Origin of the sequence: Kribbella sp. NPDC051770 (assembly GCF_040681455.1) — a bacterium.
Classification (GTDB): Bacteria; Actinomycetota; Actinomycetes; order Propionibacteriales; family Kribbellaceae; genus Kribbella.
The window spans coordinates 56384-76723 of sequence record NZ_JBFAYT010000004.1 but is presented as its reverse complement, the minus strand read 5'-3'; the positions used below and the strand labels follow the sequence as shown (position 1 = coordinate 76723).

The 20340-nt window shown below is 70.3% G+C and carries 20 protein-coding genes and 1 pseudogene; 9 read left to right on the top strand and 12 right to left on the bottom strand.

The genetic code is table 11. The features are described 5' to 3' along the window. Positions 1 to 16 precede the first annotated feature (16 nt). Both AB0M01_RS15210 and AB0M01_RS15205 read right to left on the bottom strand, forming a co-directional pair. Entirely contained in the window at positions 17 to 874 is an 858-nt protein-coding gene (locus tag AB0M01_RS15210) for a hypothetical protein (protein ID WP_363669621.1), read from the bottom strand. Continuing rightward, complete coding sequence (locus AB0M01_RS15205; RefSeq protein ID WP_363669619.1) at positions 861 to 1466, bottom strand: sigma-70 family RNA polymerase sigma factor; 606 nt, start codon at positions 1464 to 1466, stop codon at positions 861 to 863. Before AB0M01_RS15205 ends, AB0M01_RS15210 begins: the two co-directional genes overlap by 14 nt. 115 nt (positions 1467 to 1581) lie before the next feature. Here AB0M01_RS15205 and AB0M01_RS15200 point away from each other — a divergent pair, with 115 nt between their 5' ends. The 4 genes from AB0M01_RS15200 (at position 1582) to AB0M01_RS15185 (ending at position 6185) form a co-directional block, all read left to right on the top strand. Then, on the top strand, positions 1582 to 3879 hold the full coding sequence (locus AB0M01_RS15200; protein ID WP_363669617.1) for a beta-L-arabinofuranosidase domain-containing protein: 2298 nt from the start codon (positions 1582 to 1584) through the stop codon (positions 3877 to 3879). Between the two features lie 83 nt (positions 3880 to 3962). Continuing rightward, positions 3963 to 4955, top strand: a complete 993-nt coding sequence (locus AB0M01_RS15195) for a hypothetical protein (protein WP_363669615.1) — start codon at positions 3963 to 3965, stop codon at positions 4953 to 4955. A 23-nt stretch (positions 4956 to 4978) separates the two neighbouring features. Further along, positions 4979 to 5512 (top strand): GNAT family N-acetyltransferase, encoded by a 534-nt coding sequence (locus tag AB0M01_RS15190; protein WP_363669614.1) that lies wholly within the window; start codon positions 4979 to 4981, stop codon positions 5510 to 5512. Between the two features lie 16 nt (positions 5513 to 5528). Continuing rightward, positions 5529 to 6185 (top strand): hypothetical protein, encoded by a 657-nt coding sequence (locus AB0M01_RS15185; RefSeq protein ID WP_363669612.1) that lies wholly within the window; start codon positions 5529 to 5531, stop codon positions 6183 to 6185. On the opposite strand, the gene ptsP is transcribed toward AB0M01_RS15185, so the two are convergent. The 5 genes and pseudogenes from ptsP to AB0M01_RS15160 all read right to left on the bottom strand — a co-directional run bounded on the left by ptsP (position 6170) and on the right by AB0M01_RS15160 (position 10912). After that, the gene (gene ptsP / locus AB0M01_RS15180) at positions 6170 to 8122 is read right to left on the bottom strand and encodes a phosphoenolpyruvate--protein phosphotransferase (RefSeq protein WP_363670564.1); all 1953 of its coding nucleotides are present in this window, start codon (positions 8120 to 8122) and stop codon (positions 6170 to 6172) included. The two genes, AB0M01_RS15185 and ptsP, sit on opposite strands and share 16 nt — an antisense overlap. A 30-nt stretch (positions 8123 to 8152) precedes the next feature. Further along, positions 8153 to 8533: pseudogene (gene dhaM, locus AB0M01_RS15175) on the bottom strand (dihydroxyacetone kinase phosphoryl donor subunit DhaM); the annotation flags it as partial. 3 nt (positions 8534 to 8536) lie between these two features. Continuing rightward, a complete protein-coding gene (gene dhaL, locus AB0M01_RS15170; protein ID WP_363670562.1) occupies positions 8537 to 9157 on the bottom strand; it encodes a dihydroxyacetone kinase subunit DhaL in 621 nt (206 codons plus the stop codon). Positions 9158 to 9159: 2 nt separating this feature from the next. After that, the gene (gene dhaK, locus AB0M01_RS15165) at positions 9160 to 10164 is read right to left on the bottom strand and encodes a dihydroxyacetone kinase subunit DhaK (RefSeq protein WP_363669611.1); all 1005 of its coding nucleotides are present in this window, start codon (positions 10162 to 10164) and stop codon (positions 9160 to 9162) included. A 187-nt stretch (positions 10165 to 10351) separates the two neighbouring features. Further along, entirely contained in the window at positions 10352 to 10912 is a 561-nt protein-coding gene (locus tag AB0M01_RS15160) for a sigma-70 family RNA polymerase sigma factor (protein WP_363669610.1), read from the bottom strand. 138 nt (positions 10913 to 11050) lie between these two features. Between AB0M01_RS15160 and AB0M01_RS15155 the strand changes: the two genes are divergently transcribed. Then, positions 11051 to 12373 carry a serine/threonine-protein kinase gene (locus tag AB0M01_RS15155; RefSeq protein ID WP_363669608.1) on the top strand — a complete coding sequence of 441 codons (1323 nt, stop codon included), beginning with the start codon at positions 11051 to 11053 and terminating at the stop codon, positions 12371 to 12373. Between the two features lie 210 nt (positions 12374 to 12583). Here the strand turns inward: AB0M01_RS15155 and AB0M01_RS15150 are convergent, their stop codons facing one another. The 5 genes from AB0M01_RS15150 to AB0M01_RS15130 all read right to left on the bottom strand — a co-directional run bounded on the left by AB0M01_RS15150 (position 12584) and on the right by AB0M01_RS15130 (position 16996). Further along, on the bottom strand, positions 12584 to 13276 hold the full coding sequence (locus AB0M01_RS15150) for a hypothetical protein (RefSeq protein ID WP_363669606.1): 693 nt from the start codon (positions 13274 to 13276) through the stop codon (positions 12584 to 12586). A 75-nt stretch (positions 13277 to 13351) separates the two neighbouring features. Continuing rightward, entirely contained in the window at positions 13352 to 14044 is a 693-nt protein-coding gene (locus AB0M01_RS15145; protein ID WP_363669604.1) for a hypothetical protein, read from the bottom strand. Continuing rightward, positions 14041 to 14652, bottom strand: a complete 612-nt coding sequence (locus tag AB0M01_RS15140; protein WP_363669602.1) for a transcriptional regulator — start codon at positions 14650 to 14652, stop codon at positions 14041 to 14043. The genes AB0M01_RS15145 and AB0M01_RS15140 overlap by 4 nt, the downstream gene beginning before the upstream one ends. 16 nt (positions 14653 to 14668) lie before the next feature. Then, positions 14669 to 16099 carry a family 43 glycosylhydrolase gene (locus AB0M01_RS15135; RefSeq protein ID WP_363669600.1) on the bottom strand — a complete coding sequence of 477 codons (1431 nt, stop codon included), beginning with the start codon at positions 16097 to 16099 and terminating at the stop codon, positions 14669 to 14671. Between the two features lie 60 nt (positions 16100 to 16159). Next, positions 16160 to 16996, bottom strand: coding sequence for a hypothetical protein (locus AB0M01_RS15130; protein WP_363669598.1), 837 nt, complete (start codon positions 16994 to 16996; stop codon positions 16160 to 16162). 274 nt (positions 16997 to 17270) lie between these two features. Here AB0M01_RS15130 and AB0M01_RS15125 point away from each other — a divergent pair, with 274 nt between their 5' ends. The 4 genes from AB0M01_RS15125 (at position 17271) to AB0M01_RS15110 (ending at position 20339) form a co-directional block, all read left to right on the top strand. Continuing rightward, a complete protein-coding gene (locus AB0M01_RS15125; RefSeq protein ID WP_363669596.1) occupies positions 17271 to 17504 on the top strand; it encodes a hypothetical protein in 234 nt (77 codons plus the stop codon). A 65-nt stretch (positions 17505 to 17569) separates the two neighbouring features. After that, positions 17570 to 18934: an FGGY family carbohydrate kinase gene (locus AB0M01_RS15120; protein WP_363669594.1), complete on the top strand. Its 1365-nt coding sequence runs from the start codon at positions 17570 to 17572 to the stop codon at positions 18932 to 18934. After that, positions 18931 to 19548, top strand: coding sequence for a histidine phosphatase family protein (locus AB0M01_RS15115; protein ID WP_363669592.1), 618 nt, complete (start codon positions 18931 to 18933; stop codon positions 19546 to 19548). The genes AB0M01_RS15120 and AB0M01_RS15115 overlap by 4 nt, the downstream gene beginning before the upstream one ends. Next, a complete protein-coding gene (locus AB0M01_RS15110; RefSeq protein WP_363669590.1) occupies positions 19545 to 20339 on the top strand; it encodes a DeoR/GlpR family DNA-binding transcription regulator in 795 nt (264 codons plus the stop codon). The genes AB0M01_RS15115 and AB0M01_RS15110 overlap by 4 nt, the downstream gene beginning before the upstream one ends. Position 20340: the final 1 nt, after the last annotated feature.

Below are 20340 nucleotides of genomic sequence, written 5' to 3'. Positions count from 1 at the left end.
CCGACGGGCCACGGGCTTACTTGGTCGCCGAGACGTCCAGCTGGACCTCGCCGGCGACGTACGACGTGGCGTCGTGCACGAACCAGCTGTCCGGCGGAGTGTCGATCGGGCCGGTCTCCGGGCGGGTGCCGGCGGCGTGGTAGCTCTCGATCGTCAGGCCGTGCGCGGCCAGGACCGGTCTGACCTGCGCGATCGTCAGGCCGCGGAACTTCACCCCGGCCAGCACCTCGCCCGGGTCGTCGATGTTGCTGCTGAAGTGGTGGTACAGCTCGCCCTTCTTCGCGGCCCGGCCGAACTCGATCTCCGCCCAGCCGTCCAGGTTCTTCGGCACCTCGACGCCGTCCTGGCAGCCGGGGTCGGAGGCGTTCAAGGTGCCGCTGCACTTCTCGCCCGGATCGAGCAGCCGCAGGCCGTCGCCGCCACCGACCGGGACCGCGTAGGTGATGAACTTGCCGACGCCCGGCGGGCTGACCGGCACGGTCTTCACCTTGACCTTCAGGCCCATCGCCTTGAACTCGGCGTTGTAGCGCTTCGGGTCGGCGTTCGGATCGACCACCCGGACGATCACGGTGTTGCCGCTGTCGGTGAACGACAGAGCCTGCGGCTGATCCTGCCCGGGTGTCCGTACGACGGTGGCCGCGACGACTCCGACGATCAGCAGGCTGAACGCACCGGCCAGCGCGAGCCGGGGACGGGAAGGACGACTGATCCGTCGCCAGTTGGTCGACGCAACCGAACTACCGTCCTGGGCCAGCGGGTGCACATCAGGTGCAGAGATCGCATCCGCGAGGTGGTCCCAGGTCTCGGCGCCCACCTGAGGCGTCGTACCGGGCTTGAGGGCGCGGACGGCCGCGTCGGTGTCAGATGTCTTCATGGGATACCTCTCCTCGCACCGTCACCGGTGGGCGGGTGGTGAGCAGCTTGGTGAAGCGCTTGCGCGCCCGGTGCAGCCTGATCCGTACGGCGTTGCGCGAGCAGCCGAGCACGGTCGCGATCTGCGCGGTGTCCAGGTCCTCCCACGCGACCAGCGTGAGCAGCTCCCGCTCCGGCTCGGGCAGCGCCCGGAACGCCTGCGCCGTCGCCGAGTCCCCGTCGAGCGGCTCCGGGCCCGGGGTCGCGGTGTCGACCAGCTCGTCGCGCAGCCGGTCGGCGAGCGCGTTGCGGCGGCCTTCACCGCGCCGGTGGTTGGCGAGCACCCGCCGCGCGACGCCGTACAGCCAGGGCTTGGTCTGGTCCCCGCCGGGCACCTCGTCGAGGCGGCGCCAGGCCACCACGAAGGTGTCCGCGAGCAGGTCGGCGGCGTCGTGGCTGGAGCCGGTCCGCCGCAGCAGGTAGCCGAGCACCGCCTCCCGATGGGCGGCGAAGACCTGCTCGAACCGGTCCCGGCGGCTGCTGTCGCCCGGCGGGTCGTGCACAGCTGCCTCGCTCACTGGCCCGGGGCGGGGCCTGATCGGTGTCTGCGTCATGCCCCGTACATGTCCAGCACCTTTCGGCCCATTTCAGCGCACGGAAGTGTCAGCGGGTGAGCACCTGGGGTAGGACTGGGGTGTCTCACGTTGTCATCCGGCGAAAGGCGAGCCCGTGCCCGACCTTCCCCCGGCCACCCGCGGTGGCCACTACGTCCCGAACCGGGAGCCGCTGCGGCCGGTCCCGTTCCAGAAGCTGCCGCCGGGCGCGATCGTGCCGCGCGGCTGGCTGGCGCAGCAGCTCGACCTGCAGGTCAAGGGGCTCTGCGGCCGGTACGACGAGATCTCGGACTTCCTCGTGTACGAGACCAACGGCTGGGTCGACCCGGCGCTGGACGCCTGGGAGGAGCTGCCGTACTGGCTGCGCGGCTTCGGCGACCTCGGCTACGTCACCGGCGACCCCGGCGTACTGATGAGGACCGAGCGGTGGATCAACGGGATCCTCGCGACCCAGGCGGCCGACGGCTGGTTCGGGCCGGAGCGGCTGCGGACGTCGCTCGAGGGCGGCCCCGACTTCTGGCCGGGGATGCCGCTGCTCGGCGCGCTGCGCTCGTGGTTCGAGTACACCGGCGACGAGCGGGTGATCCCGTTCATGACCCGGTACCTGGCGTTCCAGAACACGCAGCCGCCGGAGGTGTTCAACCGGTCGTGGGGTGCGTTCCGCTGGGGCGACAACATCGACAGCGCGTACTGGCTCTACAACCGGACCGGCGACGCATGGCTGCTCGACCTGGTGCACAAGATGCACGCGGGCTCGGCCGACTACGTCTCCGGCATCCCGAACTGGCACAACGTGAACCTGGCGCAGGGGTTCCGGGAGCCGTTGCAGTACGGGCTGTTGGCCACCGATCGCGACTACGCCGCGGCGACGTACCGGAACTACGCGACGGTGATGGCGGAGTACGGGCAGTTCCCCGGCGGTGGGTTCGCCGGGGACGAGAACCCGCGGCCCGGGTTCGTCGACCCGCGGCAGGGTTTCGAGGTGTGCGGGATCGCCGAGTTCATGCACAGCTTCGAGATGCTCACCCGGTTCACCGGAGACACGGTCTGGGCCGACCGCTGCGAGGAGCTCGCGTTCAACGCGCTGCCGGCGTCGTACGACCCGTTGCAGCAGGTGCTGCACTACATGACGTGCGCGAACAGCGTGCAGCTCGACGACCGGATGAAGCACGGGCAGTTCGAGAATCCCTTCCCGATGCAGGCCTTCAAGTACGGCGTCCGCCAGTACCGCTGCTGCCCGCACAACTACGGGATGGCCTGGCCGTACTACGCGCAGGAGCTCTGGCTGGCCACCACCGACGGCGGGCTGGCGGCGTCGCTGTACGCCGCGAGCGCGGTGACCGCGACCGTCGGGGACGGTCGCACGGTGACTGTTGCCCAGGACACCGAGTATCCGTTCGGCGACACGATCACCTTCACTGTCGGGACGGCTGATCCGGTCGAGTTCCCCTTGTACCTGAGGATTCCCGGCTGGGCGGAAGGGGCCGAGGTCGACGGTGAACGGGCCGAGGGCAACTGGGTGAAGCTCGACCGGACCTGGTCCGACGGTGACCAGGTGACGCTGAAGCTCCCGATGCGGATCACCACCCGGACCTGGGCGGCCAACCAGAACTCGATCTCGGTCGACCGCGGCCCGCTCACCTACTCGCTTGCGATCGCCGAGCGCTACGAGCGGATCGGCGGCACCGACGAGTGGCCCGAGCTCGCCGTCCACGCCGAGTCGCCGTGGAACTACGGGCTCCCGACCGATGCCACCTTCGAGCTCGTTCGCCGCGACGCCGGGCAGGACCCGTTCACGCAGGACGGCGTACCGCTCGCGATCACGACTACCGGGCAGCGGATCCCGCAGTGGGAGACCGACACCGAGGACGTCGTCGGGCTGCTCCAGCCGAGCCCTGCGCGGAGTACGGAGCCGGTCGAGCAGATCGCGCTGATCCCGATGGGCGCCGCGCGGCTGCGGGTCACGGCGTTCCCGCAGGTCGATGCCGAGGGCATCGATTGGGTGTACCGCACCCGGATCACCGCGTCGCACGTGCATAAGGCCGACTCGCTGGAGGCGGTGAACGACGACCGGGTCCCGGCGTCGTCGGCCGATGTCACGATCCCGCGCTTCACCTGGCGCGAGCAACGGGGGACGACCGAGTGGATCCAGTACGACCTGCGGACGCCACGGGAGCTGTCGACCGTGTCGGTCTACTGGGTGGACGACGCGGGGGACTGCCGGCTGCCGGCGTCGTGGCGGGCGCTCTGGTTGGACGGCGAGATTTGGCGGCCGATCGAGGCGACGTACCCGGTGGCTCCGGACTGTCTCAGCACCGCGAGCTTCGCGCCGGTCCGGGCGCAGATTGTTCGGGTCGAGGCGACGCTCCAGCCGACGGCATCGGCGGGAATCCTGCAGTTGGTGGTCGGCTGAGTTCTGCAGCTTGCTGCAACTGAGGGTTGGCGACCGGTGGTGGGTGGGAGACTACTGCCGGTCGGCGGGCTGGGGAGGCCGGGGTGGAGCAGGACGACGGTGCGATCGAGCTTGCGCTGCTGCGCGCGCTGGAGAGCGGGCCGCGGACGGAGAACGAGCTGGCCCGGGCGGTCGGGACGAACCCGTGGCGGGTGGCCGAGCTGCTGGACCAGATGGTCGAGGACGAGTACATCGCGGTGCTGCCGCTGGACGGCGACTCCGGTGGCGCAGGCCGAGCAAGCTCGGGCGGGCCGCGGTTCGAGCTGGCGCCCGGTGGGATCGGGCGGCTCAGCTTGCGGCGGGCGCTGGCCAAGCCTGGCGCGAGGTTCATCGATGCGGCGCTGGCGGCGCGGGTGGAGAAGAAGCGCGCGATGCGCCGGCGGGTAGCTGGTCCGCGGGCGAAGGTCGAGGCGCCGGAGGACGCACTGCGGACGCAGGTTCTGCGGATGCTGGCTGCGGGGCCGCGGACTCGTGAGGACCTTGCGCGGCGTACGGGGGTTGCCGAGGACCAGCTCGGAGCGGTGCTCGAGGAGCTGGTCGAGCGGGGGTTGGTTGAAGGGGCCTACGAGCTGACTGACGCCGGTCGGGTGCAGGCTCGGTGGAGTACACAGCTTCTGCATGGGGGTGCGGTCGAGGGGATCGCGCACTTTCACGGTACCGAGTGGAAGCGCCGGCAGCGGAAAGAAGAGGCTGAAGCGCAGCGACACGACGAGACACAACGTCGAGCAGCACCCCCTCCCGCGCCGCCTCGCGCGAGTCGCTGGGCGGCGATGCGTGCACAGCAGCGCGAGCAGGCGATGATGCGGCTGCCCAACCCGACCGATCCGCCCGGCCGCTCACCGGTACTAGCCGGGACGTTCCGCTGGTGGATCGAAGTCGTGCTCCAGGGCCTGCTCGGCGGCGCGGCACTCGTCGCCAGCGTCCTGATGCTGATCCTCGAGCACCACCCCGACAAGGTCCTGCACGCGGCGACCGTGATGCTCGTCGGCGGCACGTTGCTGTTCCGAGCGACCAGGGCCCACCACGGCGCGCCCTGACAGCCTGAAATAGCCTGACCGGTGTGACCCCTGTACTGCGGCCCGCCGTGGCCGCCGACGCCGCCGCGATCGCGGAGCTGATGCGGGCGTCGGTGGCCGAGCTGTTCCCGGCGTACTACGACGAGCGGCAGACGGCCAGTGCCGCGGTGCACATCGCCGCGCTGGACCTGGCGCTGATCGACGACGGCACGTACTACGTGCACGAGGCCGCCGGGGAGATCGTCGCCTGCGGTGGCTGGAGCCGGCGCAACAAGCTCTACAACGGGACCGGCGCCGGCGCGGACGCGCGGCTGCTCGACCCGGCGACCGAGCCGGCCCGGATCCGGGCGATGTTCGTCCGCGCGGACTGGACCCGGCGCGGCCTCGGCCGGGCGATCCTGACCGCCTGCGTGGACGCCGCCCGGGCCGAGGGGTTCACGCGACTCGCGCTGATGGCGACGCTGCCCGGCGTACCGCTGTACAAGTCGTTCGGCTTCACCGAGCTCGCCGCGGAGGAGCTGACCATGCCCGACGGCGTCGTCCTGGGCGGCGTCGCGATGGAACGGTCCGTCGACTGAATCGGAGAGATCCACGATGACTGCAGGAACCACCGCGCTCGCCCCGGACGGCACCGAGGTCGTGCTCGGCGAGATCGGCACCCGGGTGCTGCTGGAGAACCCCCGCGTCCGGGTCTGGGAGGTCGCGCTCGACCCGGGTGAGGCACAGGGCTGGCACCTGCACCACAACCCGTACGTCGTGCTGTGCCTGTCCACGTCGCCCTGCCACATGGACTGGCTCGACGGCAGCCCGGCTCGCCAGCTCAGCGAGACCGTCGGCGGCTCGGTCTACCGGCCGGTGTCGCCGGTGCACATGCTCACCAACCACGGCGACGCGGCGTACCGGAACCGGCTGATCGAGGTGCTCGATCTCGGTGAGGAGGCGTCCGGGGCGGCGTACGACGTACCGGAGGGTGTTGCGGCGGAGAGCGCGTTCGCGGAGGTCGGTGAGGTCCCGGCGAAGACCGTGGTCGACGAGGACGACGTCCGCGTCCAGCACGTGACGCCGGACGCGGGGGACACGTACACGTGGCGCACCGGCGCCTACCCCGCACTGGTGGTCGACCTGGATCTGGAGACGGCGCCCCAGGACGGGCTGGTGTACCTGGAGCCCGGGGCGTCGTACACGCTCCCCGCCAAGTCGGTGAAGACCTCCGGCTACAACCTGGTTGAGCTGCGCTACTTCAACCGCTGACGGACCGCTGCTGCGCTGTCCAGGGTCAGTGCGGTCGCTGCAGCCATCGCTGCATCGACCGCGCTGATCTGACGCAGCTTGGCCTTCACCAGGGGGACCTGCGGGCCGACAGCGCTCAACTCCTGTACGCCGAGCCCCACCAGCAGCACAGCCGCCAGCGGGTCGCTGGCCAGGTCGCCGCAGACTGCCACGTGCACGCCCAGCGGGACCTGCCTGACCACACGGTCGATCAGCCGCAGTACGGCGGGGTCGAGCCCGTCGGCCAGGCCGGCCACTGCTGTGTTCGTCCGGTCGGCGGCTGTCGTGTACTGCGTGAGGTCGTTGGTCCCGATGCTCACGAAGTCGAGGTCCTTCGCGAGCGTCTCGATCCGCAGCGCCGCGGCCGGGACCTCGACCATGATCCCGACCTTCAGCCCCGCCGGCCGCGGACCGAGCTGCTGAAGGGCCCAGGTGACCTCCTCGGCGGTGGTCACCATCGGGAACATCACCTGTACCGGAGTCTCGGCAGCCACCAAGCGGATGGCCTCGAGCTGAGTCGCGAGCAGGTCGGACCTCGACTGACGGAACGTGCGGATCCCTCGCTCGCCCAGAAACGGATTCGCTTCGGTCGCTTGCGGGAGGAACCGCAGCGGCTTGTCGCCACCCACGTCCCAGGTCCTGATCGTGATCGGCTTCCCACCCAGCGCCGCCGCGATCTCCCGGTACGCCGCCGCCTGCTCGGCCGCCGTCGGCGCCGTCGCGCGATCACCGAACAGCACCTCCGTCCGGACCAGTCCTGATCCGTCGGCCCCGCGCGCATCCCGCGCGTCCTGCACCGACCCGACGTTCACCAGCACGGGGATCGTCCGCCCGTCGGTCGTCGTCGCCGGTTCGTCGACCGCCGTCAACGCGGCATCACGCTCGTCCTGCCGCTCCCGGATCGTCCGCTCGAACGCCTGCCGATCAGCCTCCACCACGAAGCTTCCGCTGCGCGCGTCGAACCCGACCAGCACCCCGTCGGCCACGGTGACATCGCCGATCCCGGTGATCAAAGGGATTCCCCGCGACCGCGCCACGATCACCCCGTGCCCGGTCGTCCCAGCAGCCCGTACGGCGATCCCGGCCACTCCCGCGTCGACCACCGCAGCCGTCGCGGCATCCAGCTCGGGGACCACGAGCACGCTCCCCGCCGCCGGCGCCGCAGGCTCCGGGGCGCCGGTCAGCGCCCGGAGGACGCGGTCCCGCACGCTTCGGACATCCTGCGCCCGCTCCCGCTGGTAGGCGTCGTCGAGCCCGTCGAACTCGTCGGCCAGCCGATCAAGCGAGTCCCTCCAGGCAACGGCCGCATTGGTGCCTTGGGCAACCAGTCGGAACACCCCGTCAAGCACCACGCTGTCCGCGAGCAACCCCGCCTGAGCGTCGAAGATGCCCGCCTCGTCTCCACCGAGCCGCTCCGCCGCCGCGTCCCGCAACCGCCGCAACTGATCCTCGGCGGCGCTTCGCGCCTGCTTGGCCCGATCCCGCTCGATGTCGATGTCGCCGGCCGCGTAGCCTCCCAGCTCAACATCAGCAGCAACCACCACAGCAGGTCCGACAGCAACATCCAGCCCAGAACCACTCCCACCCTCGGCCCTACCCACCGCGACCTCTGGCTGGTCATCGAAGTCCCGATCGGCCAGCGCCTTGATCGCCGCCAGCACTTCCGCCGCCTGCGGACCTGACGCCGCGAACTCCACCCGATGGTGCTGCTGCGCATTCAACGTCGCGACCCGACTGAGGCTCCCCGCATCAACCGGCCCCTTCCCGGTGTCCAGGTTGTACGCCGTCACCGCAGCATCGAACTGCCGCACCAGCGCAGTCAACCGAGCCGCCGGCCGAGCGTGCAACCCATGCTCGATGCGCAAAGCAACTTCCAGCGTCTGTCCACCAGCAGCAACCGGGGCAGGCTCCTCAATCACAGCCTCACCCAGGTGATCCTGCTTCCCCGCCAACCCCCGCGCAGCCTCCGCGGCCACGTCGTCCAACGCAGCCCCGGTCGACGCCGTCACCACCGCAGCGACCAACCCTTCGACCAGCGGCGCGCTCGACAGCTTCACCCGCTCGACGATCTCCGGGTCCACGAACTCCAGCGCCAGCTCGGCGCTCAGTACCGCGCTCCCGAGATCGAGCAGCACCAGCACACCATCGGCCGAGTCCGCCGTCCCGATCGCCTCCGCGACAGCCGCCGCATCAGTCCCGAACGTCGTCTCGTCCAGCCCGGCCGCCACCGCGATCACCGGACGATTGCCCTCAGCAACCATCTCCGAGGCCAGCCCGACCGCGGCATCGGCCAAGGCGCGGCTGTGCGAAACCACCACGATCCCGATCACGCGTCAGCCCAGGGTTCGCGCGGCCGACTCCAGCAACAGCGTCGTACTCGTCGCTCCAGGATCCTGATGCCCCGCGCTCCGCTCGCCGAGATAGCTCGCCCGCCCCTTCCGCGCGACCAGTGGCACCGTCTCGTCCCGCCCCTTCGCCGCCGCCTCGGCCGCCGCGACCAGCGCCCCGCGCAGGTCCGAGCCGCCGGCAACAGCCTCGTCGTACGCCGAAAGCGCGGGCGCCCACGCGTCGTACATCGTCTTGTCCCCGACCTCGGCCTTGCCCCGGGCAAGGATCCCGCCGACCCCGGCCTTCAGTGCCTCGCCGACAGTCGCCGCCGACACCTCGACACCGGCCAGCGCGGTCCCGAAGCGCAGGAAGAACGTCCCGTACAACGGCCCGCTCGCCCCGCCGACCTTGCTGACCAAGGTCATCCCGGCCTTCTTCAGCAGCTCGTCGACCGCCGTGAACGACGTCTCGTCGAGCACTGCGACGACGGCCTGGAAGCCGCGGTCCATGTTGCTGCCGTGGTCGGCGTCGCCGATCGCCGAGTCGAGCTCGGTCAGGTACGCCGCGTTCTCGTGCAGGCTCGCGGCCAGGTCGCGCAGCCAGTTCGCGAAGTCGTCGACACCCATGCTCACGCGCCCCAGCGCAGGCCGGGGGTGTTCACGGGGGCGTCCCAGAGCCGGACCAGCTCGTCGTCCACCTTCAGCAGCGTTACCGAGCAGCCGGCCATCTCCAGCGAGGTGATGTAGTTGCCGACCAGCGAACGGGCGACCGTGATCCCGGCCGCGTCGAGCAGCTGGCGGACCTCGTTGTACATCACGTACAGCTCGATCAGCGGCGTACCGCCCATGCCGTTGACGAAGGCGATCACCGAGTCGCCCTGCTGGTACGGGAGGTCCTGCAGCACCGGGTCGACGAGCAGCGCGGCGACGTCCTTGGCCGGGGCCAGCGGCAACCGTTGCCGGCCGGGCTCGCCGTGGATGCCGATACCGACCTCCATCTCGTTCTCGGCCAGCTCGAACGTCGGCTTCCCGGCGGCCGGGACGGTGCACGAGGTGAGCGCCATGCCCATGCTGCGGCCCTGGTCGTTGACCTTCTTGGCCAGGTCGGCGACCTCCTGCAGCGGGCGGCCCTCCTCGGCGGCCGCGCCGACGATCTTCTCCAGCAGCACGGTCACGCCGACACCGCGGCGGCCGGCCGTGTACAGGCTGTCCTGGACGGCGACGTCGTCGTCGGTGACGACCGACAGCACCTCGGTGCCGGCCTCGGCCGCGGCCAGCTCGGCGGCCATCTCGAAGTTCATCACGTCGCCGGTGTAGTTCTTCACGATGTGCAGGACGCCGGCGCCGCCGTCGACCTCCTTGGTCGCGGCCATCATCTGGTCGGGCACGGGAGAGGTGAAGACCTCGCCGGCGCAGGCGGCGTCGAGCATGCCGAGGCCGACGAAGCCGCCGTGCATGGGCTCGTGGCCGGAGCCACCGCCGGAGATCAGCCCGACCTTCCCGGAGCGGGGTGCGTCCTTGCGGTAGACGATCCGGTTCTCGTGGTCGACCCGGACGTGGTCGGGGTGCGCGAGAGCGATCCCGCGCAGCGCTTCACTCACAACATCGGCAGGGTCGTTGATGAGCTTCTTCATGTCCCCATCTGAGCACAGACCAGGTCGCGGCGGGAGTCCCCGACGGCTGCTCAGCTGTTGAACGTTCAAAGGAAGTCATCTGCAGCCGCCCGGGGGTCCCGGGCCGGGGGCTTCGACCAGAACCCGAGGTCGGGGGCCGGCTGCCAGGTGCTGGCTGGTACTTGCTGTGGAGACTGTTCCCTTTGGGTCAGTCTTTCGGGCGAAGCAGCGGCCGGACGACCTCGCGCGCGTCGTGGATGCGGGACTTGACCGTCCCCAGCGGCGCTCCGACCTCGGCCGCGATCTCCTCGTACGAGAGGCCGTAGACGTCGCGCAGGACCAGCGGCGTGACCATCTGGGGACGCGACTTCTCCAGCGTCTCCAGGGCCTCCAGCAGGTCCAGGCGGGTGCCGGCGATCACGCTGGTGGTGCGCGGGTCCGGCTTGTCCATCGTGTCCGGGTTGTGCGCGGCCTGCGCGGTGCGCTTCAGCTTGCGGTACGTCGAGCGCGCCGAGTTCGCGGCGACCGAGTGCACCCAGGTGGAGAAGCTGCTGCGGCCCGAGTAGGTGTTGATCTTGGTGGCGACGTTCAGCAGCGCCTCCTGCGCGGCGTCCTCGGCGTCCGCGGAGTACGGCAGCACGCTGCGGCAGATCCGCAGCACCCGCGGGTAGACCAGCCGGAGCAGGTCGTCCAGGGCGTTCTTGTCACCGGCCTGGGCCCGTTCGGCCAGGACTCCGAGATCGTCGGTCGGTCCGCTGGTGTCGCTCATCAGCACCTTGTCTGTTCGATTCCGCCACGGTGGTTCCCGGGGTTGTCAACAGGGTTGTCAACACGGCCGGGACCAGGGAACTCCCAGTGATCCATAATGCCTTGTATGGGGGTCCCATCCAGACTAGGCCGGTACGTCGTGCGCCGACGCCTGGGCTCAGGCGGTTTCGCGACGGTGTGGCTGGCCCACGACGAGCAGCTGGACGCCGAGGTCGCGGTCAAGGTGCTGGCCGAGAACTGGGCCCACGACGACGCGGTCCGGAAACGTTTTCTCGAGGAAGGCCGCTTCCTGCGCCGGGTCGAGTCCGAGAACGTCGTCCAGGTGCACGACGTCGGTGAGCTCGAGGACGGCCGCCCGTTCCTGGTCCTCACCTACGCCGACCGCGGCACGCTCGCGGACCGGCTGAAGAAGGAGCCGCTGGCGCCCGCGGAGGCCGTCGGTGTCGTCGTCCAGGTCGGTCGCGGCCTGCAGGCGCTGCACCGGCGCGGCCTGCTGCACCGGGACGTGAAACCCGCGAACGTGCTGTTCCGCAGCGCCGACGAGGGCGAGCGCGCGGTGCTGTCCGACCTCGGGCTGGGCAAGTCGCTCGACGAGGTCTCCCGGATCACGATGCCCGGCGGTACGCCGTCGTACGTCGCGCCCGAGCAGGCAATGGGCGAGCGGCTCGACGAGCGCGCTGATCAGTACTCGCTGGGCGCGGTGGCGTACGCCGCGCTGACCGGGCGGTCGCCGCACCAGGTCGACGGGCTCGGCGCGGCCGGGCGGGTGAACGCGCCGGCGCCGCCGAGCAGCCTCGGGTTCGACGTACCGGACAAGATCGACGAGGCGATCGTGCGCGCGCTCGACCCGGATCGGGCGAACCGCTGGCCGGACGTGGCGAGCTTCACGCGCGAGCTGGTCGGGGCGCTGGACGAGACGACGCACGGGTATCTGCCGCAGCCGGTCGTCGGTGAGCCGACGGAGGTCGTGGCGGTCGCGGAGACTGTCGCGACCGACGACCCCGAGCTGACGGCCTTGAGCGACGAGAACGCGCCGACGGTGATGAAGGCCGAGGCCTCGTCGCAGCCGGATGGAGCGCTCCCTGGGCCTCGGCGCGCGCCGGTACTTGATGAGGTGGCGCCGGCAGGGGTCTCGCCGGTGGCTGCTGTGGCGCCTGCGAAGGGCTGGGCGGCGGCTGCTGTGGGGTCTGCGGAGGGTTCGGCCGCGGGGGCTGCCGTGGCACCTGCAGGAGTCTCGGCGGGTGCTGTGGGGCCTGCGGACGGCTCGGCGGCAGGTGCTGTGGCGCCTGCGGAGGGCTCGGGTGCTGCGCCTGTTCGGAGTGGGCGGCGGAAGGGCCGGTGGGTGGCGGCGGCGGTGATCGCGTTGCTCGTCGGCGGGGCCGCCGGGTTCAGCTACCAGCGGTACGTCGAGCCCCGGACGCTGGGCGAGATCTCGCCGTACAGCACCGTCCTGCGCAATTGATTCGTAAACTTTGGTGTCAGGGGGATTTCACTGTCCGCGCCCGGACGCCTACTCTGCTGCGGCCCCCAACTAGTTCCACGCCGCTGAGGAGTCCCCGTGCGGGATGTGATCGACCGGCTGACGCCGTCGCCGGCCCTGGTCCAGTCGAGCCGCCGCCGGTTCTACCGGTTCCGCTCGATCGTCTTCCGGATGATGTGGCCGCGCGACGCGTCATAACGAGGAGTCGGACCGGGTGACCGTCTCACTCGCTCGGTCGAGCACCGCGTCCAGGGCCTCCCGGTCCTGGTCGAGCCCGCCGGTTCCGATCTCGACGGCACTGTTGCCGGAGTCGTCGAGCGCGACCCACCGCACCATCACGTAGCGCAGCGTGCGGTCCGGGATCCAGGTGTAGACCAGCGTCGCCGACCGCTTGTCGTTGGCAACGACCTTGCTGACGATCTTCAGGTTCGCCCGGTACGGCGTAGCGGCGAGTCCGGCGATCCGTGCCGCCAGCGCCGCCGCCGGCGGCTCCTCGATGGTGAAACCGGCCTTGATCCGGATGAACCGCTTCGCCGCCGGATCGGTGAAACGCGCCTCGTTCGGTGTTTCGGCCGACATCGTCATCGGCCAGTTCTTCGGCACGTCGACCGTGACCTGCGAGCGGACCGTCAGCTCCGAGGTGAACTCGCGCTCCTTGTACTGCAGTTTGTTGCGCTTCAGCGCGGGCGTCGGGTCCGGCACCGCGACATTGCGCGGCTCAACCGGCGTCGGCGTACCGGTGCCGGGCCCGAGCGGGCTCGCCGTCCCCGACGGCCGCTCCTCCGGCTGCGTCAGGTGCCCGAGACCGTACCCACCGGCGCCGCCGGCCAGCGTGACCAGCACCAGTCCAGCGCTCAGCAGCACGCGTCCTGCTCGCCCGGCCACGGGCATCCCTCCTCCCCGGCTCGCCCCCGATGGCTTTGGGACACCGTAAACCGGGAAAAGGTTCGCTCCGGTGACTCAGTAGCCCCGAACCGTGACCGACTCCGTGGCCTTGGCCAGGACGTCCTTCAGGCCGGGGGCGTCCTGCGGCAGACCGGTGACGCTCATCTCGACGGTGGCGTCGCCGTCGTCGGTGGCGATCCAGCGGACGATCACGTAGCGCAGGGTCTCGATCGGGATGTAGGTGTAGATCAGCGTCGACACCTCGTGCGGGTTGCCGTCGGCGCCGTTCTCGGTGGAGTCGTAGTTCTCGAGGATCTTCAGGTCGTTCTCCGGCGCCTGGCTGCTGGCCAGGTTGGCGATCAGCTTCTCCCGCAGGGCGCTGGGGAGCAGCGTCTCGGGCAGCGACGACTCGACCCGGACGCCGCGTTCCTTCTCCGGGTCGAGGAACTTCACCTCGCCCGGGGCCTTCGTCGCGCGGGTCAGCTGCCAGCCGCGCGGCATGTCGATCGACACCGTCACCCGGGGCCGGTCCTGCTGCTGCACGCTGAAGGTCTGCTTGCGGTACTTCAGCCCGGCCGACTTGAAGGCCGGCTTGTGGTTCGGCACCGGCGTCTTCACGATGTACTCGACCGGCGGCGAGTCGCCGCTGCCGGGGTTGCCGTTGGCGCTCGCGGTCGTCGGCTGGGTCAGGTCGCCGACCAGGTAGCCGCCGGTGGCGCCGAGCAGGCCGAGGACGACGACGCCGCTCGCCAGGACCGCGGTCTTCACCCGTGCACCAGGTCCCAGAACGCGATCTCGAAGCGGGCGACGCGGTCGAAGCCGAGCTCCATCGCCGGGGTCAGCTGCTCGCGGTCGACGAGGGCGGCCAGTTGTTCGACGTACGCCGAGAACTCCGGCGAGGACCAGTTCGCGATGAAACCGGCGTACGGCGTGTCCGGCCCGGTGGTGTCGCGGACCGAGGCCCAGGCGTCGAAGTAGGCCTTCTCCACGGCGTACAGGACGGCGATCGCGGCCGGCCAGCCCTCACGCACGGTGCTCAGCAGGTACGCCGAGTAGCCGACGTTCAGCAGTGAGGGCTCGACGCCGAGGTCGAGGCCGCGCTCGGCGGCGGCCTTCTCGAACAGAGCCAGCTCCGGGACGAGCGCGGCGATGCCCCCGGCGAGGACCTCGCGGGCCTCGTCGTCGGGGGCGATCGCGCTCAGCTCGGCCAGGTAGACCTGGAACGAGCGGACGAAGAAGTAGTCCTCGGTCAGCCAGCGGTCGAACGTCTCCCGCGGCAGCGTGCCGTCCGACGTACGCCCCACGAAGGGGTGCGTGACGATCCGCTGCCAGGCAGAGCGCTGCCCGCTGACCAGTTCCTGTGCCGTCTCACCCACCCGGCCATTCTGTCACCTACGAGACCTCGATCCGGTCGACGCTGATCTGGGTGCTGGTCGAGGCCGGGTTCTTCTCGCCGGTGACCCGGATCTTCAGGGTGTGCGGGCCGGGGGCGAGCGTCGGGCTGACGTAGGTGAGCTGCTCGCCGACGCGGATCGAGCTGTAGTAGTCGACGCGCTGCTCCGGGCCGCCGTCGATGGAGATCGCGGCGATGCCGTTGCCGACGTCGACGACGCTGAGCAGCGCGACCTTCGTGCCGGTGAAGCGGATCGTCGCCGACGCGTTCGCGATGCCGGTCCAGTGGTCGTTGCCCCAGAAGCACTGGTTGCCGCAGCCGGAGCCGGAGTTCCACGTCCCGGCGTACTCGACCTGGTTCTGGCCGGTGCCGATGTCGGTGTCGTTGATCACCGAGGTCGCCGCGCCGGGATCGCCCGACGGCAGTTGCTGGGTCGCGCCGGCGGCGAGCGGGCTGCCGAGGTTCGGTGAGCCGTCGGCGTTCCAGGTGATCTTCTGCACCCGCGCGGTGCGGAACGCGTACGTGTAGGTGCTGGTGTTCTTGCCGTGGTAGGCGATCCAGTCCTCGGTGCCGTCCGGCGAGGTGAAGAACGAGTGGTGGCCGGGACCCCAGACGCCGTTGGCGTCGTTGCGGGAGAAGATCGGGCCCGGGTGCTGGACCCAGTTCGCCGCGACCATCGGGTCGGCGCCGTTGGCGATGCTCTTCATCCACAGCTGGTAGTCGGGTTTGCCGGTGTCGCAGGAGGAGTACGTGAGCCAGGTCCGGCCGTTGCGGTACAGCGGTGTCGGGCCTTCGCGGACTTCGGAGCAGCCGCCGTCGGCGGGGATCGCGACCCGGTTGCCGGTCGCCGTCCAGGGGTTGCTCATCCGGACGATGTAGAGCTGCGCGGGCCCACCCTGGCCGCGGCCGGGGCCGGTCCAGACGAAGTACTGCTGCCCGTTGTGGGCGATCGGTTCGCCGTCGATCGCGTACTCGCCGAAGTCGGCGATCTTGCCCTTGAAGGTGTACGGGCCGAGCGGGTCGTCACCGGCCGACTCGAGCACGTACATCCTGTGGTTCGCGTCGACGCCGTCGGAGGCGGTGTAGTAGACGTACCAGCGGTTCCCGACGTGCCGGAAGGCCGGCGCCCACATCTGCTGGTTCCGGCTCGGGTCGCTGTCGCGGTACACGACCTTCTCCGGAGCGGTCAGCAGCGTGGCCAGGCTGGGCGACGACCAGATGCCGATGTGGTCACCGGTGGTGGTCGCCACGTGGTACTGGCCGTTGGCGTGGATCAGGGACGGGTCCGCGCCGGTGTTGACCGGGTTGCGGAAGGTCGAGGCCATCGCTTTCTCCGTACGGGCAGGGGATTCGGGCGGTTCGGCAGCGGCGGCGGGGACGGCGGCGGTGGTCAGCAGCAGGGCGGTGAGAACAAGGTGGGCGATTCTCATGAGCCATTGTTACAACGTTGGAACGACAAGCGGAAGGGCTCACGCCCGGATCACTGACGGTCACCCGCCGTAGGCGGCCGACGGTTCCGGTACGACGTGGTCGTTGGCCGACCAGAAACGGTTGCGCAGGGCAAGCATTGTCTGGGTGAGCAGCTCGGCCCGCGGGCCGACGAGCTCGTCGTCGAGCAGGCGGGTGCCGCCGGAGGTCTCGAACTCGCGGGCGCTCGTGGCGACCAGGTTGAGCAGCTCGGTGTTGCTGCGCAGCGTCAGTCGCTGCAGCGCGATCCGGTGCGCGGCCCCGCCGCGCAGGCCGAGCAGGAGGCGCTCGGCCAGCAGGATCTCGGCCCAGGCGTCGGCGAGCTGCTGCGACAGTCCGCCGTCGCCGAGCCAGGGCCGGACCGCGGGGTCGAGTCGTTGCCGGTAGCCCGCAAGCCAGGGCGAGCAGTCGGCCTCGATCGCCGCCGTCGTGAAGTACGCCGGGGTGGAGCCGTCGCCGACCATCGCGCGGAGCATCGCGACCTTGTCCCGGACGCCGGCGAAGCGCGGCGTACCGGTGAACAGGTCGAGGTCGTACTCGACCAGGATCCCGAGACTGCGCAGCACCTGGACGGCGAGCACGAGCTCGCGGACGCGGGTGGCGTCGCCCGCGACGCCGCTCAGGTCGACGCGGGCCAGGAAGAGCCCGCTGTCGCGGAGCTGCTGGAAGTTCGCCGGGGCGACGTCGTACGCCGTACAGGTGGTGCTCCAGAGCACCTGGCCGAGCAGGCCGTCGGCGGTCAGCTTCGCGACGGCGTCGGCGCCGAACGGGCGGCCGGGACGTGGGCGGGCGCACTGCATCGTCAGCAGCGTGGAACCGCCGAACCTGTGCGGCAGCGCGACGCTCTGATCAGAATCCATGGTCCCCCCACGACGCCGATCGACTGAGATCAAGGTCCGTCGGTCCGCGGGCGATGTCAACCCTCGGTGAGCTTCGCTGCGCTGCGTCACGAGATCGTGGCTGATGGCAACGGCACACAGAGTGGCGAATCGTCACTACCTGTTGGGGTGTCAGAACGGGGCTCTGGGCCATAAACTTTACGAAGATTTAGGCGTGACGTTCGGACAACGAAGTCGTTGAGGAGTCAGACACTTCTTGCCGACGAGTCTCCTGGGGAATCCGGAAGGGCCGCCCGTGCATCGATTCAACTCACCACCCGACTGGCCTGAGCCGCCGAGTGACACCTGGCGACCGCCGGTCGGCTGGGAACCTGACCCGGAGTGGCCGGACGCACCGGCCGGCTGGGGTTTCTGGACCAACCGGCACGGCCGGCCCGTGAGCGGCCCGATCGGCGCCTTCGGCGCGGTCGACGCCGGCCGCCTCGAAGTCGCGACCGCGCACCCGTCGCTGCTGCTGATGCACAGCTGAGGACTGCTCTCTTACCGCTTCCTGATGTTATGTTACCAACGTAGCTAACATCGGGAGGCGGAACTGTGGCGTGGATCGGCGTCGACCTCGGCACGCAGAGCGTGCGCGCCGTACTCGTCGACAGCTCCGGCGATGTCCTCTCCCGGGCATCGCGCCCGCTGACCAGCCGGCGCGGTGAGGTCTGGCACGAGCAGGACCCGCGGGAGTGGATCAGCACGGTCGAGCAGGTGCTCGCCGAGGTCACGCCGTACGGCGAGGTCGAGGGGCTGGCGATCTGCTCCACGTCCGGGACCGTTGTGCTGACGGATCGCGACGGGCGGCCGGTGTCGCCGGCGCTCATGTACGACGACGCGCGCGCCGCGGGGTTTCTGCCGCGGATCGTGGCTGCTGATCCCGAGCGGTGGGGTTCGTCGATGCAGCCGACGTGGGCGCTGCCGAAGGTGTTGTGGCTGGGGCCTGAGAGCGATCAGCTGGTGGCGCACAGCGCGGATGTGGTGGCGGCGCATCTCGCGCGGCATCCGGTTGCTACCGACACAAGCCACGCGCTGAAGACTGGGTATGACTTCGGTTGGCCTACGGAGTCCTTCGAGCGCCTTGGACTGTCGGCTGATGTCCTTCCTGGGGTCGTGCTGCCCGGAACCGTGATCGGAAACGTGAAAGCGCAGGTCAGCGGGGTCCCTGCCGGTACTCCGATCGTCGCTGGGATGACCGACGGGTGTGCCGCGCAGATCGCCGCGGGGGCGCTGACGCCGGGCGCCTGGAACTCGGTGCTCGGCACCACGCTGGTGCTGAAGGGCGTCACCAAGGAGCTGATCCACGATCCGACGGGTGCGGTCTACAGCCATCGGCACCCGGACGGTGACGGGTGGCTTCCAGGAGGTGCGTCGAACACCGGCGCGGGGGCGCTGACCGCGATGCTGCCCGGTGCTGACCTGGATGTACTCGATCGAGCCGCGTGGGATCGGCAGGTCGAGGCCGCGATCTACCCGTTGACCAAGCCCGGCGAGCGGTTCCCGTTCGTGGCGCCTGAGGCCGAGGGGTTCGTCCTCGGGGAGGTCACTGACGATCTCGACCGGTACGTCGCCGTCCAGCACGGGGTCGCGTTCGTCGAGCGGCTCGCCTTCGAGCACCTCGCCGGGCTCGGCGCCGAGCCGCCGCGGTCGGTCGCGCTCACCGGCGGTGCGGTCCGCAGCGAGCACTGGAACCAGCTCCGGGCCGACGTGCTCGGCGTGCCGGTCGAGCTGCCAGAGGCTGCCGATCCGGCGTACGGGATGGCGGTGCTGGCGGCATCTGGTGGTACGTCGGTGGCGGAGACCGCGCGGCGGATGGTCCGGGTCAGCCGGGCGCTCGAGCCGCGGAAGAGCGACCGGCTGGAGCAGCTGTACGGCGAGTTCGTGGCTGAGCTGAAGCGACGGGAGTACCTGCGATGAGGACCACCGTCGTGCTCGCGCGCCACGGCCGTACAGAGTGGCACCACGGGAACCGCTACACCGGCTCGACCGATCTCCCGATCGACTCCGTCGGGCTGCAGCAGGCCGACCTGCTCCGCGAATGGGCGGAGGACTTCCGGCCCGACGCGCTCTGGTCGTCGCCGATGCTCCGCGCCCGGCAGACCATCGCGCCGACCGCCGCGGCGCTCGGCCTCGAACCGTCCACCGACGCGCGGCTGCGTGAGGTCGACTTCGGCTCGGCGGAGGGCAGGATGCTCAGCGAACTGCCGCCCGCGGTCGCCAGTGCGTTCACCCTCGACCCGGTCGCGAATCCCTTCCCTGGCGGGGAGAACGTGCGTGATGCGGCCGAGCGCGTGCACGACGCCTTCACCGAGATCGTCGAGCGGCACCCGGGCGGCAAAGTGCTCGTCGTCGCGCACAACACGCTGATCCGGCTGCTCGTCTGCCGGCTCCTCGGCCTGCCCGTCCGCGACTACCGCAGACTGCTCCCGGCGCTCGGTCCCGCGGCGCTCGTGCGCTTGCGCGCCGAGTTCGGCACAGTGGGGCTCGAAGCCTTCAACGTCCCCGCCGTACGAACGGAGATCCCCGAATGACCGATGTCGACGACAGCTCCGAGCTGAGCCGGCCCGCACGGCGGCAGGCCGAGATCGCGGCGTACGTCGTCCAGCACGGTTCGGTGTCCGCGAACGACCTGGTCGAGGCGTTCGGGGTCAGCGTGATGACCGTGCACCGCGACCTCGACGAGCTGGAGCGGCAGGGCGTCGTCCGGAAGTACCGCGGTGGGGTGAGCGCGCAGCCGACCAGCGTGTTCGAGAGCAACGTCGCGTACCGGCTGACCACCGCGTCGGCGGAGAAGGCCGCGATCGCGCGGCACGCGCGGACGATGATCGAGCCCGGGATGTCGGTGATGCTCGACGACTCCACCAGCGCGCTGGCGCTGGTGGAGCTGCTGGAGGACATCACTCCGTTGACCGTGGCAACGAACTTCCTGCCGGCGATCACGCGGCTGGCCCAGCTGCGCGACGTCACGCTGCTCGCCCTCGGCGGGATCTACTCGGCGACCCACGACTCGTTCGGCGGGCTGCCTTGTGCCGAGGCGGTCGGGGCGTTGCACACGGATCTGTTGTTCTGCAGCGTTTCCGCGGTGTCGCCGACGCACGCTTTCCACCAGGAGCAGGAGATCGTGCTGGTGAAGCAGACGATGCTGCGGTCGGCGCGGACGAAGGTCCTGCTCGTCGATCACGGCAAGCTGCAGCGTACGGCGTTGCACCGCCTCGCACCGCTGACCGACTTCGACGTCGTCGTGGTCGACGAGAAGACGCCGGACGATCTCGTCCGGGCCCTGCGCGACCAGGGCGCCCAGGTCGACGTCGCACCGCTCTAGG